15 protein-coding genes are annotated in these 18347 nt (G+C 38.4%); 5 read left to right on the forward strand and 10 right to left on the reverse strand.

The features are described from left to right. Positions 1 to 6 precede the first annotated feature (6 nt). The 6 genes from gldM to E6H07_01510 all read right to left on the reverse strand — a co-directional run bounded on the left by gldM (position 7) and on the right by E6H07_01510 (position 8000). A complete protein-coding gene (gene gldM, locus E6H07_01485) occupies positions 7 to 1539 on the reverse strand; it encodes a gliding motility protein GldM (GenBank protein ID TMI64616.1) in 1533 nt (510 codons plus the stop codon). 109 nt (positions 1540 to 1648) lie between these two features. After that, positions 1649 to 2470 (reverse strand): gliding motility protein GldL, encoded by an 822-nt coding sequence (gldL, locus tag E6H07_01490; protein TMI64617.1) that lies wholly within the window; start codon positions 2468 to 2470, stop codon positions 1649 to 1651. Between the two features lie 125 nt (positions 2471 to 2595). Then, a complete protein-coding gene (locus E6H07_01495; protein TMI64618.1) occupies positions 2596 to 3915 on the reverse strand; it encodes a gliding motility-associated lipoprotein in 1320 nt (439 codons plus the stop codon). A gap of 160 nt (positions 3916 to 4075) precedes the next feature. After that, positions 4076 to 6130 carry a thioredoxin domain-containing protein gene (locus E6H07_01500; GenBank protein TMI64619.1) on the reverse strand — a complete coding sequence of 685 codons (2055 nt, stop codon included), beginning with the start codon at positions 6128 to 6130 and terminating at the stop codon, positions 4076 to 4078. Between the two features lie 89 nt (positions 6131 to 6219). Continuing rightward, complete coding sequence (locus E6H07_01505; GenBank protein TMI64620.1) at positions 6220 to 7020, reverse strand: uroporphyrinogen-III synthase; 801 nt, start codon at positions 7018 to 7020, stop codon at positions 6220 to 6222. Between the two features lie 38 nt (positions 7021 to 7058). Next, positions 7059 to 8000 carry a DUF4271 domain-containing protein gene (locus tag E6H07_01510; protein TMI64621.1) on the reverse strand — a complete coding sequence of 314 codons (942 nt, stop codon included), beginning with the start codon at positions 7998 to 8000 and terminating at the stop codon, positions 7059 to 7061. 94 nt (positions 8001 to 8094) lie between these two features. On the opposite strand from E6H07_01510, the gene E6H07_01515 reads away from it, so the two are divergent. The 3 genes from E6H07_01515 (at position 8095) to E6H07_01525 (ending at position 10829) form a co-directional block, all read left to right on the forward strand. After that, complete coding sequence (locus tag E6H07_01515) at positions 8095 to 9294, forward strand: MFS transporter (protein ID TMI64622.1); 1200 nt, start codon at positions 8095 to 8097, stop codon at positions 9292 to 9294. 69 nt (positions 9295 to 9363) lie between these two features. Beyond that, the gene (locus tag E6H07_01520) at positions 9364 to 9855 is read left to right on the forward strand and encodes a hypothetical protein (protein TMI64623.1); all 492 of its coding nucleotides are present in this window, start codon (positions 9364 to 9366) and stop codon (positions 9853 to 9855) included. Positions 9856 to 9941: 86 nt separating this feature from the next. Beyond that, a complete protein-coding gene (locus E6H07_01525; protein ID TMI64624.1) occupies positions 9942 to 10829 on the forward strand; it encodes an alpha/beta hydrolase in 888 nt (295 codons plus the stop codon). Between the two features lies 1 nt (position 10830). On the opposite strand, the gene E6H07_01530 is transcribed toward E6H07_01525, so the two are convergent. From E6H07_01530 to cadA, 4 genes are all read right to left on the reverse strand, one after another. Then, positions 10831 to 11847: a tryptophan 2,3-dioxygenase gene (locus E6H07_01530; protein ID TMI64625.1), complete on the reverse strand. Its 1017-nt coding sequence runs from the start codon at positions 11845 to 11847 to the stop codon at positions 10831 to 10833. A 78-nt stretch (positions 11848 to 11925) separates the two neighbouring features. Further along, positions 11926 to 13860 carry a RecQ family ATP-dependent DNA helicase gene (locus tag E6H07_01535; protein TMI64626.1) on the reverse strand — a complete coding sequence of 645 codons (1935 nt, stop codon included), beginning with the start codon at positions 13858 to 13860 and terminating at the stop codon, positions 11926 to 11928. Continuing rightward, positions 13860 to 14210, reverse strand: a complete 351-nt coding sequence (locus tag E6H07_01540) for a four helix bundle protein (GenBank protein ID TMI64627.1) — start codon at positions 14208 to 14210, stop codon at positions 13860 to 13862. Before E6H07_01540 ends, E6H07_01535 begins: the two co-directional genes overlap by 1 nt. Positions 14211 to 14282: 72 nt before the next feature. Next, positions 14283 to 16409, reverse strand: a complete 2127-nt coding sequence (gene cadA, locus E6H07_01545; protein ID TMI64628.1) for a cadmium-translocating P-type ATPase — start codon at positions 16407 to 16409, stop codon at positions 14283 to 14285. A 92-nt stretch (positions 16410 to 16501) separates the two neighbouring features. Here cadA and tsaE point away from each other — a divergent pair, with 92 nt between their 5' ends. Then, on the forward strand, positions 16502 to 16927 hold the full coding sequence (tsaE, locus tag E6H07_01550; GenBank protein ID TMI64629.1) for a tRNA (adenosine(37)-N6)-threonylcarbamoyltransferase complex ATPase subunit type 1 TsaE: 426 nt from the start codon (positions 16502 to 16504) through the stop codon (positions 16925 to 16927). Positions 16928 to 17120: 193 nt separating this feature from the next. After that, the gene (locus E6H07_01555) at positions 17121 to 18335 is read left to right on the forward strand and encodes an alanine dehydrogenase (protein ID TMI64630.1); all 1215 of its coding nucleotides are present in this window, start codon (positions 17121 to 17123) and stop codon (positions 18333 to 18335) included. The last annotated feature ends 12 nt before the right edge of the window (positions 18336 to 18347 follow it).

Below are 18347 nucleotides of genomic sequence, written 5' to 3' on the forward strand. Positions count from 1 at the left end.
GTTTAATTATTTTATATAATATACCAATGAAGGCAATTTTTGGCTTCTTCCATCAGGCCCTGTTGCATAAATATCGTCAATGGTTATGGTACGACCGCTCTTTAATTTGCTCAAAACAGCTTGAGCAGCACTACTCCATAAGTTACCCTGGCAAGGAGCTTCGTCAATATAGCCCTCATCATTATCGGCTGATAAAATAAACCTTGTAACCTGGTATTTTAATTCAAAAGGAAAATCTTTAATACCGGCACCCACACCAGCCTGAGCCTTGAATGCATTAGCATTTATGCTAGCGCCACTTTCATAAGGACCAACAACAGCTATAGGTTTAGGTATTGTACGTGTACGGAAAACTGAAGCTCCCGCAACTTTGCCACCTACTGTTACAGTTATTTTGCAATCATCAGTAACACTATTTACACGGGCAATGTATTTACCTTTTCCTAAATTCTGAAGTGCACCTCCGGCGCCAGAAATGGAAACCTGAATTGCTTCAGATCCACCACCACTTGCAGCAATTGATACAGGATTATCAACACCAATATAAAGTACATTCATTTTATCCAAAGCAATAGATGCTGCTGATTGACCAACAGTGTACTTAATTGTTTTCAGGATTGTTTGCTTCTTTCCTTCCTGGTCTGTGTATTCTACATTTACATTAATGCTATGTTCACCTAAAGTTGATTCAGCATTTAATAATTTATGAGCAGCTCCATCATCACCCAACGGTGTAACTGCGCCTGCGATTGTTACAGTCGGCAAGGCTGCTTTACTAAAAGCACCTACACCAGCAGTAACTTCCATTTCATCACCAGGCATTACATAGCTTGAATTTGACTGTGCAAAAGCTGCATACGTATCATAACGTACAACAACTTTATCTACTTTGTTATGACAAAATTCAACGATCTTATTTTCAGACGTCTTAACGTCATTCTGAAATTTACTCAGAATAGTTAATGCAGCAACAGTCGGCACCATATGGAAATAAGCTCTTTCCCATGTGTTATTTGATTTCGATACCCCTTTCGGTATTTCGAGGTAAATTGGTAATGTAGATGAAAACGCTGAATCAATCGAAGGATCTACATTCTTCAGAATGTTCTTCTTGAATTCGGTGAGCTTAGCTAATAACTCCTTAGCTTTTCCTTTATCAAGCATTAAACGGGTAGCGATATCCAGGTTATCAGCTTTAAAACTGCTTTTATCAGGATCACCGCCGCCTTCTTTAATGATCTCGTTTTTTAAAGATTGTATAAATGTGTTCATCGACTTTGCATACTCCTGAACAGCCTTTGCTTTTGGCAGCCATATAGCAGCCTTTTCAGCAGTCTTAGGATCATTCTGTTTGTCTTCTAATGACTGCATGATTGCAGTGGTAGAATTGTTGACAGTAGCATTTGTAGTCTCTAAACTTTTATTTACCGTTTTGAAGGCATTAAGAATTTCAGCAGATACATTCAGTGCCAGCAGCGCTGTTAACACCAGATACATCATGTTGATCATCTTTTGCCGTGGTTCTCTAGGTAAAGACATGACTTTTAATTTTTATTTATTCTGCTTTACAGCGGAAATGGTTTTTACTAATGGTAACTTTTTCAAATTACTGGATACGGATTCATTCCTATAAAACGAACCCAACTAATTAAGCACGGCCCTGCATTGCACTGAGCATATTTCCATAAATATTGTTCAGGCGACCAAGGTTTCCGGCCAATACAGCAATCTGGTCATGTGCTTTCTTAGCATCATCCACACTTCCCTGCATTGCATCAGAAGCTTGTACCAGGTTGTTGTAAAATTTGTTCATTGCTTTCAGGTGGTTATTAGTATCCTGCAATTCCAGTTCATAAATAGTATTTAATGAACCGAGATTTTTAGTTAATACCTGAACCTGCTCATGGAACTGTTTAGTACCATCAGCTGCCTGATTGAAATGCTGAATACTGCTTGCAGCACCAACATATGCATCTTTCATTGCGCTAAGGGCAACAGAAGCTTCTTTTGTTTTAGCGGTATAGTCGCCGGTAGCAGCTACTACATCACCAATATCTCCCATTTTGTCTACTGTAGTGCCTAACTTTTTGAAGTTATCACTCAAGCGGCCAAGATTAGTAGGTGTGATATCTGCAGCTTGCAGCATATCTTCTAATTTGTTCAACGCAGGATTACCTGTGCTTGCACCAGCTAATGCTAATGGAGTTGGTTTAAAATTCGGACCTTCAAGATCAGGGTGTTTGTTAATGTCAGGGAAATAACGCTGCCAATGTGGTTCTTCTGGCGGCGGTACAAGTAATGCCATTACTAAAAACACTAACACTTCTGATAATAGACCAATAGTGATCATTTCATCGGCTGCTGGCCAGTGACGGATTTTAAACAATGCGCCAAGGATTACCACAGCGGCAAAAAAGGCGAAAATAAAGTTAAGGGTTACTTGACCCTTATGGGTTTTAAAGAAAAGCATAATAGGCTCGTTTTATAGGTGAATTAAAAAATTACGATATTGTATTAAACGAAAAAGAGTGTTTGAAAATTGTTTCAGGAAAAGAGAGAGGTTATAATTTTTATTTTATAACCTCTCGTAATTATTTATTTATGGCCTTTTGATGATGGTGCCGGCAGATCGATCACTGTACGGAAACCAACATAGCTTTTGGTTGAATCCTGGTATTCGTAAGTGCTGGTACCTGTTTGAAGGAAATAACCAACATCTTTCCAACTACCGCCACGAATTATTTTACGTTTCATGAGAGGAGGATCATCGTCTTTTGCATTCCAGCGAACATCAGGGTTCATATCATGCTGGAAGTTGTTTCTTCCTTCGTAATAGATTGATGAAGTCCATTCAGCCACGTTACCACTCATGCAATACAAGCCAAAATCATTTGGCCAGTAAGCATCGGCACGTACTGTATAAAAACCTCCATCTTCAGGATAGTTACCACGACCAGGTTTGAAGTTGGCCATTAAACAACCTTTCTTATTACGGAGATAATAGTTACCCCAAGGGAACATTGATTGTGAACGTCCGGCTCTTGCTGCATACTCCCATTGAGCTTCTGTAGGCAGGCGGAAATCTGATTCCTGCGCACGGCTTTTAGAGATAAGATATGAGTTGAGGTATAAAGTACGCCAGTTACAAAAAGCATCAGCCTGTTTCCAGTTTACACCTACCACCGGATAGTTACCGAATGATGGATGGCTGAAGTATCTTTTTGTCATTGGTTCGTTGTAAGAATAAGAGAAGTCACGAATCCAGCATAAAGTGTCGGGATAAATAGCTACCGGATACTTTTGGATGAATTTAGAACGAGGCTTACCAGCGTTTTCTCTTTTTGCTGCTTCTTTTAAATCCATACGCTCAACCTGGTAAACTAATTTAGAAGGATCGATTTCTTTTTTACCATACAGCCTATCGTCAGGAGGAAGAATAAAATCAGTTGCTGCAAGGTCTTCGACGATCTTAGGGTCAGAATATTTTATTTTCTTAGCAGCTTCCCAGTTGATATACTGGTTGCCGTCTTTATCATCTTTTACATAATTACCTCCCAGTCTACGGGCTGCGATAGAATCACGAACCCAATAAACAAACTGGCGATACTCGTTGTTGGTAATTTCTGTTGCATCCATCCAGAAACCGCTGATAGAAACTGCACGGTTACGGGCACTAAATGCAAAAGCTGGATCCTCATCACTGGGACCCATATGGAAAGTTCCCTGAGGTATGTAAACCATACCTGGAGGTTTCGGAAGTGTATACTTTGCGCCTGGGGCAACACCATGCACCTGGCCATCATTCGGAAGCACACTTCCTTTACTACTTTTCTTTCCAAACATTCCACAGCTAGACAGCAACACTGTAAGTGAAGCCGCTGCGATTAATTTAAAATAAAGGTTTCTCATTTTCATATACTTAAAGGGTATTGGGCAAATATAATATTTTGAACAGTTCTTAACCACAAGGCTAATGTTTATTTTTTAAATATCAAAGCGCATTTTACGCGGTAAAGTTTCTAACGGAACTTAATTTATTTTATTGTTTCCAGGGCAAATTAAATTCTCCTGACTGTTAGGCCTTTAGAAGTAATTCTACAATCGCAGCTGCGGTTTGTACGGGCTGTTTACAGGAATAGTTACGACACAAATAGATGAATGGAGGTTCGGAGGCTGTTTTACCATCCAGTAAAGCATAGGAGCTGTTTCCGCCTTGAAAGCTCATAACCACTTTGTTGGGAATGTATTCACCCAATATTTCCCGTAAGCTTTTATCAAAATTTTCTCCGGCAATGGCAATCTCGTTTGTGCCTACAAATCCCTCAAGGACCAAATTGGACCAACAGCCAAAAGATGTGGGATAGCGGTAGACGGCATTGCTCAACAAACCCGTGATTTTTGTCGAGTGTTCTCGCCATTCATTTTGGTCAAAGTAAAGACCCAGCCGGTATAGGTTAAAAGCCATTATGCTGTTCCCGGACGGAGTAGCACCGTCATATACTTCCTTCTTCCGGATTATAACATCCAAATTGTTTAGGGGTGTATAAAAAAAATATCCCGTTTCATCTTCTGAAAAATTATCGATAACAAACTCCGAAAGTTGTTTTGCCTTTACGAGCCATTTTGTATCGCCAGTTACCTCCTGCAGATTAATTAACGCTTCAATGAGATAAGCATAATCATCAAGAAAAGCAGAATACTTAGCGATATTGTTTTTCCATGTATGAAAAAGCTCAACCTTATTTTCAATTGAAAACACAGCCAGTATAAAATCCATATTCCTGATAGCTGTCTTTCTATAATCTTCATTGCCGGTAGCAGCAAATGCTTTTGAATAAGCTGTATTCATCAGTGCATTCCATCCGAGAATAATCTTGTCATCCATTCCCGGCCGAATGCGTTTGTTCCTTTCTGCCAGCAGTGTTTTTTTTGTTTTTATCAAGAATAAATTAAACTCTTCGGAAGGAAAATTTTTGCTCTTTGCAAAAGCATCTGCATCTTCCCTAGTGTGCAAAATATTTTTGTGTTCAAAATTTCCTTTATCAGTCACCTGGTAATACTCGCAAAACAATGCAGCGTCAGTTCCAAGTAATTCATTTATCTCATTTTTACTCCATATGTAAAACTTACCTTCTACCCCTTCGCTGTCTGCATCCAAAGCTGAATAAAAACCTCCTTGAGGGTGAGTCATTTCATTTTTAATAAACCCCAATGTTTCATCAATCACAATTCGGTATTTTTCATTCTTTGTAAGCTGGTATGCTTCACTTAAAACAAAAATAAGTAAGGCATTATCATAAAGCATTTTTTCAAAATGAGGAACCAGCCATTCTGTGTCTGTAGAATATCTTGCAAACCCACCGCCAATATGATCATAGATCCCTCCTTCCATCATTTTATCAAGACTTAATAATGCCTGCTTTAACGCTTCTTCATTTTTTTGATAATGAGCATAACGTAGCAAAAACTGGATTGTGTAGGTCTGCGGGAATTTTGGGGCCTTGGCAAAACCTCCCCATTCTTTATCGGCCGATTTCATGATGTTTTGAAATATTTCATCGACTTTTTCCTTTGAAAAAATATTTTCGTTGACATTTTGTTTCTGTAGTCCAAAAGCATTTGAATTAAGCAGATGCCCTGTAAGATTTTCTGCCTGTGCATCTATTTCATGTCTTTTTAAACGAAAAGCATCTGATACAGCAATTAAAGTTTCTTTCCATGAAGAACGATTGAATGCTCTCACCGGCGGAAAATAAGTTCCTCCATAAAAAGGTTTTTTCTCCGGAGTTAAAAAAACATTTAGCGGCCAGCCACCACTTCCTGTCATTGCCTGCACTGCATCCATGTAAATATGATCCAGGTCCGGCCTTTCTTCTCTATCGATTTTTATATTGACAAAATGTTCATTCATGAGAGTGGCCGTAGCTTCATCTTCAAAACTTTCTCTTTCCATTACATGACACCAGTGGCAGGCTGAATAACCAATGCTAACGAGAATAGGTTTATTCTCTTTGGCCGCTTTTTGTAAAGCCTCTTCTCCCCAGGCATACCAATCAACAGGATTGTGTGCATGCTGCTGCAGGTAAGGACTTGTTTCATTTATGAGGTGGTTGGAATATTTATGATTCATTGCCAGGGTTGAATAACAAATTTCGTTTAATATCATAACAAAAAAGCCAGGCTTCTGTTTGCCTGGCTTCATTTATAGTATCTGATAAGTTACTTCTTTTTTAATTGCGCAGAAAGGTACTGATCTAATGCAGAAACCATACTGGGAACGAGTGGTTGGGGTGCCCTTATTTCCAGCTTAAGACCGGCTTCCTCTACAGCTTTTACTGTATTGCTTCCAAACGCACCGATCAATGTTCCGTTTTGTTTGTATTTGGGAAGATTATCGAAAAGACTTTTAACACCACTTGGAGTAAAAAAACAGATCACATCGAAATTGGTTTTTGTAATTAGTTCCTTTACATCATTGCTCTGTGTGCGGTACATAAATGCCAAAACGTACTCACAATTATTCGATTTCAGCCAGTTTACGATCTCATTATCCTGCTGGTTTTCTGAGCATACATACATAAACTTTTCGTTGCCTTTATGCTTGTTTATGGAATCAAACATACTTTTATTCGTACCATCTGTTCCATAAAACACTTTGCGTTTACGATAGAGAATGAATTTTTGCAGGTAAAGTGCCACAGCTTCGGTAATGCAGAAGTATTTTGTATCCTGTGAGATGCTCACTTTCATTTCCTCACACATCCGGAAAAAATGATCAATGGCATTACGGCTGGTGAAGACAACCCCAGTGTAATTCTGAATTTCTATTTTCTGCCTGCGGAATTCTTTTGCATTTATAGCCTCAAGCCGGATAAATGGCTGAAACTCCAGTTCAACGCTATACTTTCTGGTCAGCTCATACCAAGGCGATTTGTCGCTTTCGGGCTTCGGTTGGGTAACCAGGATTTTCTTAATTTCTTTGTGCTGAACGAGTGTCTTGCTAACCACGGTTTTATTCATATACGGTTCGGCTAAAATTGGCTGCAAAGGTAGCCGTTTTATTTAAGAAACGACATTACCCATTTAAATAATATTAGTAGAGGAAAGACTTCAAATGCGGTGAGGTAGAGAAGAAAATGCAACATATTAACCCGGGCCTGTGACCGGATCACTCCAATAGAAAGATAAAATCGATATAAATACAGACAAGCAACCGCTGTAATTGAAACAATCAATGTTACGGGGTAAATCTTTTCATTACCAAAACTTAACAACACCAAAAAGGGAAGTACCACTATTCCGGTTATTTTATTGTTCATAAAAACAATAAACGTATATGCAGCGGCCGCATCAGTTCTACTAAAGAGCCAGCCCGCCAGCCAGACACCGGCAAATTTCATCATATATATAATACTCAACAGTATTGCGCTATATAGCCATAACTGCCAGAAATTAAACTTAGGCGCAATATTAAAATGCTGAAAAATAAAGGCAGCATACATTCCACCACTGACAATAAAAAAACCATTTAATAATAATGAGGGTAAGGGGGTTTGCAATAACTGCTCTCTCACCTGGCTTTGCTTAAGTGTGGTACGGAAATAAACACGAAACAGATCTGTAAAGTATTTTGGAAACATTTGTTTCAGTATCGCATAGAAGATCAACATGATGATCAGCGAATAAAAAAGTAACTCTTCTCCATTAAATTGCTTTAATGAAAACATTTGTTGAACGGGTTTCGCTTTGAGAGCAGCAGTTTGTATTGAATCCTTTTGCTTTTTTTTGAAGGCAGCAGTAATACTATCAATTTGCATATTCAAGGAATCCTTCACAGGTAAAGAATCCGTAAGGGAAGTCTTATTGGCTTTTTTTGCAGAATTCCGAATATTTTTTTTTATTATAGGCGTATCCTGCTTTACCTCATTTAGTGAATCGGTTTGTGCAGTTGCAGAAAAAAACTGGCATAAAAAAAGACAAAATAAAAATAGGCGGCTCACGGGTATATTTATAAAGCAAAAATAAAGGAGCAGAAACAACCTGTACGAATTAGTTTACAACACTTTTTTTTGATTTAAGTATTTTCACCAGTAGATGCGCATCATTACCCGGACCATAGTCATTCTTTCACTCGTTAGCCTTCTTGCCGATGTAGCAAGTGAAATGATCTATCCCGTCATTCCCCTTTACCTTAATGAAATTGGTTTTAATGTTTTCTGGATCGGGATGCTGGAGGCAGTTGCCAATTTTACTGCCGGCATCAGTAAAGGATATTTTGGAAAATTAAGTGATGAAAAAGGTGTCAGGCTACCATTTGTAAAGCTCGGGTATTTATTAAGTGCTATTTCCAAGCCTATAATTGTATTATTCACTGCCAAGCTTTGGGTATTTTTTGCCAGAACTGTAGACCGGTTGGGGAAAGGTGTGAGAACAGCGGCAAGAGATGCTTTGCTTTCACAAGAAGCCACAAAAGAGAATAAAGCAAAAGTATTCGGATTTCATCGTAGTATGGATACACTCGGCGCCGCAATAGGTCCTATCATTGCTTTAGTTTTTCTTTTATATAGTCCGGGGAATTATCAATCACTTTTTTTTATCGCTTTTGTGCCGGGCATTCTTGCTGTGCTGTTGATTTTTTTATTGAAAGAAAAAAAGCATCCTTCGTCGACACTTAGTAAGGGAAATTTTTTTAGCTATTTCAGTTACTGGAAAATTGCGACACCGGCATTTAAAAAGTTAGTGCCGGGATTATTATTGTTTGCATTGTTCAACAGCTCAGACTTTTTTCTTTTATTAAAAACGAAGGAAGCATTAGGCGAACAGACACTTACAATTTTCAATATTACTTTCGAAAGCGAAACAATAACTATACTGGCTTATATATTTTACAATCTTATATTTGCCCTTGCTGCCTACCCGCTGGGAATATTGGCAGATAAATGGGGAATGAAAAAAATTTTTATGATTGGGCTTATGTTGTTTGCAATTGTATACGCAGGTTTTGCTTTTAACCCTTCATTGAATATTATTTTTCTTCTTTTCTTTTTATACGGTATTTATGCAGCCGCCACAGAAGGCATCGCAAAAGCATGGATAACCAATACAGCACATGAAAGTAATACGGCAACCGCAGTTGGTTTTTATACAAGCTGCGAAAGTATCTGTGCATTTGCTGCCAGTGCTATGGCAGGAGCAGTGTGGGCCGGTTTTGGCAGCATCGTTACTTTTCTTGCCACATCGTTTATCGCCCTGATAGTTCTACTTTATTTTCTATTGAAATTCAAACGGCTGTAAGAGAAAATCGTTCATAACGGTCTTTTTGGCATAATAATCGCAAGCTGTGCTCAATAAGAAACGTATTTTATGAGACGCTTAATTTTTACTGCATTTGCGGTTGTATTTTTTTCTGTAGCAAATGCACAAAGTAAATCAGCCAACAGTTCCACTTACAGATCTGCACTGGGCATAAAAGTGTGGGATGGTGCAGGTATCACATTCAAACATTTTTTTAATCCACAAAACGCCGGAGAGTTGATTGCCTATTTCTGGCAACATGGTATGCGCATTACCGGTTTATATGAAATTCACGGCAATATTTCGGGAGCACCAGGCCTAAAATGGTATATAGGCCCCGGTCTTCATGTTGGATATTATGATGCCGGCTACTATCATAGAAATTATTATTATCCTGATAGCCATACCATGATTGGTATTGATGGCGTATTAGGATTGGATTATAAATTTAAAGGAGCCCCGATCAATATTTCTTTGGACTGGCAACCCGCATTTGAATTTGGAGATTATGCTGGTTTCTATGGGAATTGGGGAGGACTTGGAATCCGTTACACCTTCTAGATATATCGTTCACTTTGTATTCATTGCTAAAAGGAGGAACAGAGATGTTCCTCTTTTTATTTACCTTAACCCGTAAATATGTTTTTATGAAGAAAATATTATTGTCTGTTATAACATTCTTTGCATTTTTTTTATTTGGTTCTGCGCAAACTGATTTTGAAAAATTGCAAATGGAATATGAGAAATTAGTAAATGATCCGAAAAATATTTATGGCAAAAACAAAGAAGCTGGTAAATATTATGACATCCGTGGTTTTAAAATGTATGCAGAAGTATATGGTGAAGGACAACCGCTTTTATTCATACATGGCAATGGCGGTTCGATCAATCATTTTACCTATCAAATTCCCTATTTCTCCAAAAAATATAAAGTGATTATTGCTGACAGCAGAGCACAAGGCAACTCAAAAGATAACAAAGATTCAATAACTTATGAAATGATGGCAGATGATTATGCTGCCTTGCTGGAAGCTATGAAAATAGACTCAGCCTATGTTGTAGGTTGGAGTGATGGTGGAATTAACGGGTTATTATTAGCAATACATCATCCTGAAAAAGTAAAGAAGTTGGCAATAACCGGGGCTAACTTGAGGCCAGATACAACCGCTGTTCCTCAATCCATTTGGGATTTGGTATATCCAATCTACAATGAGTTAAAAAATATTGTAAACAAGAATGAAGCTCAAAAAAATGCACTTAAGATGATGCGTCTTCTATCAGAACAACCCCATATTCCATTGACTGATTTACATAAAATAAGTTGTCCTACTCTCGTTATTGGAGGTGACCATGATGTGATCAAAGAAGAACATACGATGGAAATATATAAGAATATTCCTAAATCGTATTTATGGATCTTGCCAAATTCAGGTCATAGCACGCCAATTGTTTATGCAGATGAGTTTAATAAAAAGATTGATGACTTCTTCAAACAACCTTTCAGGAGTTTTGATGCAGCAAAAAGATTCTTCTGATCTACTGATGTACAAAACCCAATCTTTGTTCCAGTTCAGTGGGTAGTTGAGGGAGTTTTCTTCTTTCAATCAAAAAACTATTAAGCTGTGCGATCTCTTTGTAGATATAATGTTTATCAGCTGCTGCCTTTAAATAGTCTTTCCCGCTGCTGCCTCCAGTACCGATTCTTGTACCAATCATCCGATGCACCATATTCATATGGCGATAACGCCAGGAACTAAGTTGCTCATCTATTTCCAGTAAACAGTTTAACAACTGAAAAGGCAATTGTAATAATGGGTAGCCGCGATATAACATTATAAATAAAGCTGAACGGTTGGCTTTTGAAGAAAGCTGATTGACGTTTGCTGATTGCTGGCTGCTTTCATTCATAAATAAATTATCAAATGGTTCCAGGTTATCTTTTTCAGCATCAGCAAGACTGCTTTGATAAACTGACCTGTATTGCTGCCAGAAAGAATTTTTATCATCCGACAATGCAGGAGCCAATGGCATTCTTTCCAACCATGCGTTTACTAATTGCAAAAGTGATTTATCTGATTCTGCCTTTTTTATAACCGATACATGTTCGTCTCTCAATTGTGATGTATAATACTGCTGACCATGTCGGTGTTCAAATTTCAATCCGAGTTTTGCTTCCAGTTCTTTAAACTGCCAGCTCTGAAAACCGGATGCAGGGCGAAGCATATCACGGAAATCAAGAAAATCCATTGGCGTCATTGTTTCCATAATCTCTATCTGGTGAACCAACACCTGTAAGATCGTAATTGTTCTTTTCAGTCTATGAACTACAGTCTGCAATTCAGGTGAATTATCATTCAACGCCGGTTTGTTCATAATAGCTGCAATGGAATCGGCTTCATGATGCAGTTGTTTAAACCAAAGTTCATAGGCCTGGTGAATAACGATAAACAACATCTCATCGTGGGCAGGCAAATTTTTCTTTTCGCTTTCAGGTGCTTGTGCGTTAAGAATCTTTTCCAATTGAAGATAATCGTGATAATTCATATTTGACATGCTGCAAATGTAAGAAAGCAAGTTTCTTTCAATTGTAGATTTTATTCAAGATTTAAAATTTTTCAATCATAACAGTGTTTATTTTAATCTTATCCATCCCGATGCATCCATTTCAATTTTATCTTCTGCCTGCATCAGATCAAGTACTTTCCATGCTTTTTCTTTTTTGATACTTCCTAATTGCAAGATCAGATCCTTACTAGGCAATGGCTGGGCCGCTAATGCTGAAGAAATTATACCTGAGATCTTGTTGAAATCTTCCCTGTTTACCACAAGAGCTTTTTGACTAAGGCAATTATCACATACACCACAACTCTTAATTTCTTTATCACCAAAATAACCTCCCAATATTCGGCTTCTGCAGTAAACAGTTTCATGAGCATATTGCACCATCATCTTACTCCGGTTAATAAATTTTTCTTTCCTTGTTTTAAATCCTGTTATATCAATCTTCAAATCTTCTGCTTTTATTCTTTCACGAAGCAGGAGTATTTGTGGCGAATCCTTTTGCGGATTGTATTCAATAATTCCGGCTTTATGTAATTGATGTAATTGCAGTTTAGTAGTATCAGTATCTGTTTTATTCAACCTGGCAACTACAACTTCAGAAACAGGGACAGGAAAATCAAATATTCCTTCATAGGCTCTTAGCAAGGATTTTATCATTGGTTCTAATAAAGCATGGCTCTTTTCAAATTCATATAAATCCTTTTTATTAACAGTAAACCGGATAGTTGATGGAACAAAAACCTGTTCATTAAAACTCAACCAGCCCTCCTGCTCCAATGCCTTTAAAGAATAAACAGCAGTATGCACATTCAGTTTAAACTTTTTAATAAAATCATTGATATCAAAATCATAATACACTCTTTCACTGCCACCAGATGGAATTTGCAAATAATTGCAAACCGCATGATAAACAGATCTTATATCTTCCAATGAAGGAAATCGAATAGCAGCCATCTTGTCCAACTCCGCCACATCAGTTTCATCATATAATAATACCGCATAGGATTTTTTCAGATCCCTTCCAGCACGGCCCGCTTCCTGGTAATAATTCTCTAAACAATCCGGCATATCGGCATGCACGACTATTCGTACATCGGGTTTATCGATCCCCATTCCAAAAGCATTGGTGCAAACGATCACTCTTACTTCATTCTTTATCCATGCTTCCTGCTTTTTGCTTCTCTCCTCCTGTTTTAAACCTGCATGATAAAAATCTGCTGAAATTTTTTGAAGTTTCAGCAATTCTGCAATTTCTTTTGTCCGCTTCCTGCTTTTACAATATACAATTCCACTCCCCTGTACTTTAGAGAAAATCTCAGTAATCTTTTTTGCTCTTGAGTCAACATTAAACACACTAAAAGAAAGATTGGGCCGTTCGAAAGATTGCCGGAAAATATTATGATTACTAAAGTTTAGCTTCTCACAAATATCATTCTGTACATCGGGTGTTGCAGTAGCAGTTAAAGCAAGTATGGGTATGCCCGGTAGTTCTTCACGCAATGCAGCTATACGCAAATAAGGCGGACGAAAATCATAACCCCATTGCGAAATACAATGTGCTTCATCAACTGCAATAAGATTTACCCCAAGTGAAGGAAGAAATTCCTTGAACAAATTAGTTTCAAGCCGTTCCGGGCTTACATATAAAAATTTGCAGTTACTGTTTCCGGCAACTTTAAAAACATTCTCTACTTCTTTTCTGCTCATTCCGGAATAAACAGCAAATGCAGTGATCCCTTTTTTACGCAGGTTTTCAACCTGGTCTTTCATTAAAGCGATGAGCGGGGAAATAACAAGACATAAACCTTCTTTACACATTGCCGGAACCTGGTAACAGACAGATTTACCTCCCCCGGTTGGCATCAATGCTAACGTATCTTTATTTGAAAGTATTGACTCTATTACTTCCTGTTGAAGAGGCCTGAAAGCTTCATAGCCCCAATACTGTTTAAGTATTTCGTGAGTCGTGAGACGTGAATCGTGAGTAGAATCCTTCAGCGTCATTATCCTATCATTTTTGAAATCATTTGAAATACCCTCACCATCAAAACACCCAGTTCTTTGAGGTTTTCTTTTGAAACATACTTCAAATTTACGGCTATATCAATTGCTGCATCTATCTCGATAACAGAGCCACGAGCAATCTCATAGAATCGTTTTCGCTCAACAAGTGATTTTCTTGAACAGCCCTCCGCTACATTAAGATGCACTGACAATGCTGCACGCCTGATTTGTGAAATAATTCCGAATTTTTCATCTGACGGAAATGATTTTGTCTCACGATAACAGGACAGAACAAATTCCCTAGACACAACAAAGACATCAAGTTTTGTATGTGATAATTCTAAAAACATAATTTTTTTCCCTAAGCTAAGGAAAAATTAAACCATTGGATACACTCACGATTCACGTCTCACGACTCACGATTAAACTATCTTTTTCACAAATAACCTCACTGAATTTATCGCAAGTACCACATCACTCAAACCCATTATCAAGGCACCGAACGTTGGAGAAAGAAAACCTAATGCTGCCACAGGAATAGCAACAATATTATAGGCAAATGCCCAGAAAAGATTTTGTTTGATAGTTAAATAAGTGTGCCGGCCAAGTCCCAGCGCATCAGGTAGTTTTTTAAGCCCATGATTCATCAGCACCACTTGTGCACTCTGCATAGCTACCTGCGATGCATCGCTCATGGAAATACCAATCGTAGCTTTTGCCAATGCAGGCGCATCATTAATTCCATCACCAACCATGGCAGTTGGGGTTGCAGCATTCAGTTCCGTGATCTTTTGTAGTTTTTGTTCGGGTGTTTGTTCAGCTATTACTTCATCAATACCTAACTCATCCCCTATCAATTTGGTTTTTAAATAACGATCGCCGCTGAGCAAAATGGTTTTAATGTTTTTACTGTGCAGGTATGCAATCACTTCTTTTGACTCCTGTCTTAATTCATCCTTTACATCGATCCAGCCCAGCAGTTCATTGTTTTTTAGGATATAAACATTATGTGTTTCGTCGTTGGTTAGTTTTTCAGCAGCTTTAAATGAACCAGCAATAAAAATATTGCCTTCATTATCTTCTGCTTTCATGCCCATTCCTTTAATTTCTTCAATTTGCTTCCATTTCATTTCATCTTTTGTCTTCCACTCATCAACAATACTTTTTGCGATCGGGTGGTTGGAATACTTCTCTAATGAATATGCAATTGATTTAAACAAATCCTCATTCATAGTTCCGTGTTCCTTGTTAGCTATTTTGAATTTTCCCGTTGTCAGCGTTCCTGTTTTATCAAACACCACCTGCTTAATATCTTTAAACTGCTCAAGACTTGTTGCATTCCGAAATAAAATTCCGTTTCTTGCCCCACGTCCTAATCCCACTGCAATAGCCGCAGGTGTTGCTAATCCCATTGCACAGGGGCATGCAATTACTAATACAGCAATACTGCGCATCAGTGCAGGTTCAAATTCTTTTAAAACGATCCAACTGATAACTAAAGTTCCCAATGCAATAATGAGAACAATAGGAATAAACACAGCACTGATCTTATCAGCCAGTTGCTGCACAGGAGGTTTTTCTCCCTGTGCTTCTTTTACCATATTTAATATCCGGGATAAAACGGTCTCATCACCTACAGCAGTTACCTGCGCCTTCACTGTTCCATCCGAAATAACACTTCCGCCAATCAGTTTATCTTTTTGATATTTATGCACAGGAGTACTTTCTCCTGTTACAATTGCTTCGTTCACATGTGCATCACCCCACAAAATTTTAGAATCAATAGGAACCTGTTCTCCTGATTTTATCAAAATAAGGTCACCAACTCTTAACTGTATATTTTCTACCTGGAAGATCTGTTCCTTATGTTCATCATCAAAGGCAATCATATTGGCCATCACTTTCTGGCTTTTGGTCAACGCTTTCAATGCTTTTTGTGTAGAAGCAATTGAAGCATCTTCTAAATAATTACCGAAGAAAACCAATGTGATGATGGTAGCCGCTGTTTCATAAAACATATATTGCTCTGCCTGCCCGGTAAGGGTACCATATAAGCTATATACAAATGCAGCCGTTGCACCTACTGCAATCAATACATTCATATTTGGCATCCGGTTTCGAATACTTTTCCATGCACTTCTGCCGAAAAAACTCATACCAACAACATAAACAGGGATGCATAATCCAAGTTGTACCCATGGATTCATCAACCAATGAATAGGGATCCACTTTTCGAACATGTGCAGCATAAGAATAGCCGTAAATGGCAGGCAAAAAAGAAACCGTTGAAAATGATTAGAAAGAAAAGCGGTTTTCACATCTTCTTCAGCATGCCCGTGTCCGTTCACAACCTTATAACCTAGCCCATCTATTCCTTTTGCAATTTTTTCCTTGGTTTCATCACTTACTTCTTCAAACAATACATCACCCGTTGCAAAGTTTACTTTCACATTTTTTAATCCTTCTCTCTCCAGGTACTTTGAAATATTGAGTGCACAAGTGGTACAATCCATGCCCTCTACTTTCCATTTTACAACTTCTGTTTCCATACTGCAAATTTACCGAATACTGTCTGCATGGATTCTTACGAAAAAAGCAATCTTTTCATCATCGTTGCAAATGCAGCGAATATCTTTGCAACGTGGATTTAATTTTTACCAAAGAACAATTACCTACAGCCGCAAAACAGTTTCTCCAGATCGCTGGCGATACAAAAGTTTTCGCTTTTCATGGTGAAATGGGAGCCGGTAAAACGACTTTTATCCACGCCATTTGCGATGCAAAAGGTGTAAAAGATGTGGTTGGCAGCCCCACTTTTTCAATCATCAATGAATATGCGTATAACTGTGATGGTACAAAGCGGATCTTATTTCATATTGACCTTTACCGCCTGAAGGATGAGGCCGAAGCCATCCAAACCGGTGTGGAAGATTGCCTCTTTAGCGATTATCCCTGTTTTGTTGAGTGGCCCGATAAGGCCCCCGGTATTTTTCCGCCGGATACCATGCATGTTCATTTATCCATCATAGATTCACAGACCCGGCGGCTCACTATCACAGATAAATAGTTATTTTTGGTATCCGGCAACAGTGCTACTATTCAGCTTCCGTTGCGTCGCACTCTTATACATTTTGTTTTCTATTCGGCATATTCGAATAAAGAACAAAAGCCTGAACGAAGCGTCGCCACAACAGTTTAATAGAATTACAAAAGCTGGCAACAAAAACCAATAGCCGACAACCAGAAACCACAACGAGCAAATGAGCCAGCAAAAGCCTAAAATAAGCACATCGTTCAGCTACGAAACGCTGGAAGAAACCCTGGATATAAAACCTAAAGGCCAGCAGATGATGATTGGCATTCCGAAAGAAATTGCTTTCCAGGAAAACCGTATTGCGCTGACACCTGATGCAGTGAGTGTGCTGGTAAGTAATGGCCACCAGGTTGTGATAGAACATAATGCAGGTGAAGCATCTCATTTCCGCGATAAAGATTATAGTGAAGCCGGCGCCAAGATCGTATATGATCGGGCAGAAGTTTTTAAATCACCTATTCTTGTCAAGAGTGCCCCGATCATTGATGAGGATATTCCTTTATTACAATTTAACCAGATCGTCATTTCGCCTATTCATCTTTCTGTGATGAAAAGGGAACTACTACAGGCTATGATGGATAAACGCATTACGGCTATTTCATTTGAAAATTTAAAAGATGACAGTGGTACTTATCCTATCGTTCGCAGCATGAGTGAGATCGCAGGAAGTGCTGTTGCATTGATAGCCGGGCAGTATTTAGGTTCAGCCAATCATGGTAAAGGTGTATTACTTGGCGGTATCAGTGGTATTGCGCCAACAAAAGTTATTATTATTGGTGCAGGTATTGTTGGTGAATACGCAGCAAGAGCTGCTCTTTCACTTGGAGCCTCCGTAAAAGTTTTTGATAATAGTGTGTATCGTTTAAAGCGTTTGCAAAATAATATTGGTCATCGTTTATGGACCTCAGTGATTGAGCCCCGCATGCTGGCCAAACAACTTAAAACATGTGAAGTAGCTGTTGGTGCATTGGGCAGCGAAACAGGAAGAACACCAATGGTAGTAACAGAAGAAATGGTAAGTAATATGCGGGCCGGTGCTGTTATCATTGATGTAAGCATTGACCGTGGCGGTTGTTTTGAAACTTCAGAGATCACATCGCATGAACATCCCATCTTTATGAAATATGGCGTGATCCATTATTGCGTTCCTAATATTCCATCCGGTTTTGCAAGAACAGCTTCACAGGCAATCAGTAATGTGCTGATGCCATTGTTGCTCGAAGCCGGTGAAGATGGCGGATTTGAAAATCTCATCTGGCATAATATCAATCTGCGCAGTGGTATTTATTTATTCAAAGGTTCACTTACTAATTTCTATTTAAGTGAACGTTTCAGTTTAAAGTTTACTGATTTAAATTTACTGATTGCAAGTCAGAGGTAAAATTATTAGCCA

The organism is Bacteroidota bacterium (assembly GCA_005882315.1).
Classification (GTDB): domain Bacteria; phylum Bacteroidota; class Bacteroidia; order Chitinophagales; family Chitinophagaceae; genus VBAR01.

Bases quoted from the DNA above. Each gene is read 5' to 3' on its own strand.
- gldM (TMI64616.1), bottom strand. From the start codon at position 1,539: ATGTCTTTACCTAGAGAACCACGGCAAAAGATGATCAACATGATGTAT.
- gldL (TMI64617.1), bottom strand. From the start codon at position 2,470: ATGCTTTTCTTTAAAACCCATAAGGGTCAAGTAACCCTTAACTTTATT.
- E6H07_01495 (TMI64618.1), bottom strand. From the start codon at position 3,915: ATGAAAATGAGAAACCTTTATTTTAAATTAATCGCAGCGGCTTCACTT.
- E6H07_01500 (TMI64619.1), bottom strand. From the start codon at position 6,130: ATGAATCATAAATATTCCAACCACCTCATAAATGAAACAAGTCCTTAC.
- E6H07_01505 (TMI64620.1), bottom strand. From the start codon at position 7,020: ATGAATAAAACCGTGGTTAGCAAGACACTCGTTCAGCACAAAGAAATT.
- E6H07_01515 (TMI64622.1), top strand. From the start codon at position 8,095: ATGCGCATCATTACCCGGACCATAGTCATTCTTTCACTCGTTAGCCTT.
- E6H07_01520 (TMI64623.1), top strand. From the start codon at position 9,364: ATGAGACGCTTAATTTTTACTGCATTTGCGGTTGTATTTTTTTCTGTA.
- E6H07_01525 (TMI64624.1), top strand. From the start codon at position 9,942: ATGAAGAAAATATTATTGTCTGTTATAACATTCTTTGCATTTTTTTTA.
- E6H07_01530 (TMI64625.1), bottom strand. From the start codon at position 11,847: ATGTCAAATATGAATTATCACGATTATCTTCAATTGGAAAAGATTCTT.
- E6H07_01535 (TMI64626.1), bottom strand. From the start codon at position 13,860: ATGACGCTGAAGGATTCTACTCACGATTCACGTCTCACGACTCACGAA.
- E6H07_01540 (TMI64627.1), bottom strand. From the start codon at position 14,210: ATGTTTTTAGAATTATCACATACAAAACTTGATGTCTTTGTTGTGTCT.
- cadA (TMI64628.1), bottom strand. From the start codon at position 16,409: ATGGAAACAGAAGTTGTAAAATGGAAAGTAGAGGGCATGGATTGTACC.
- E6H07_01555 (TMI64630.1), top strand. From the start codon at position 17,121: ATGAGCCAGCAAAAGCCTAAAATAAGCACATCGTTCAGCTACGAAACG.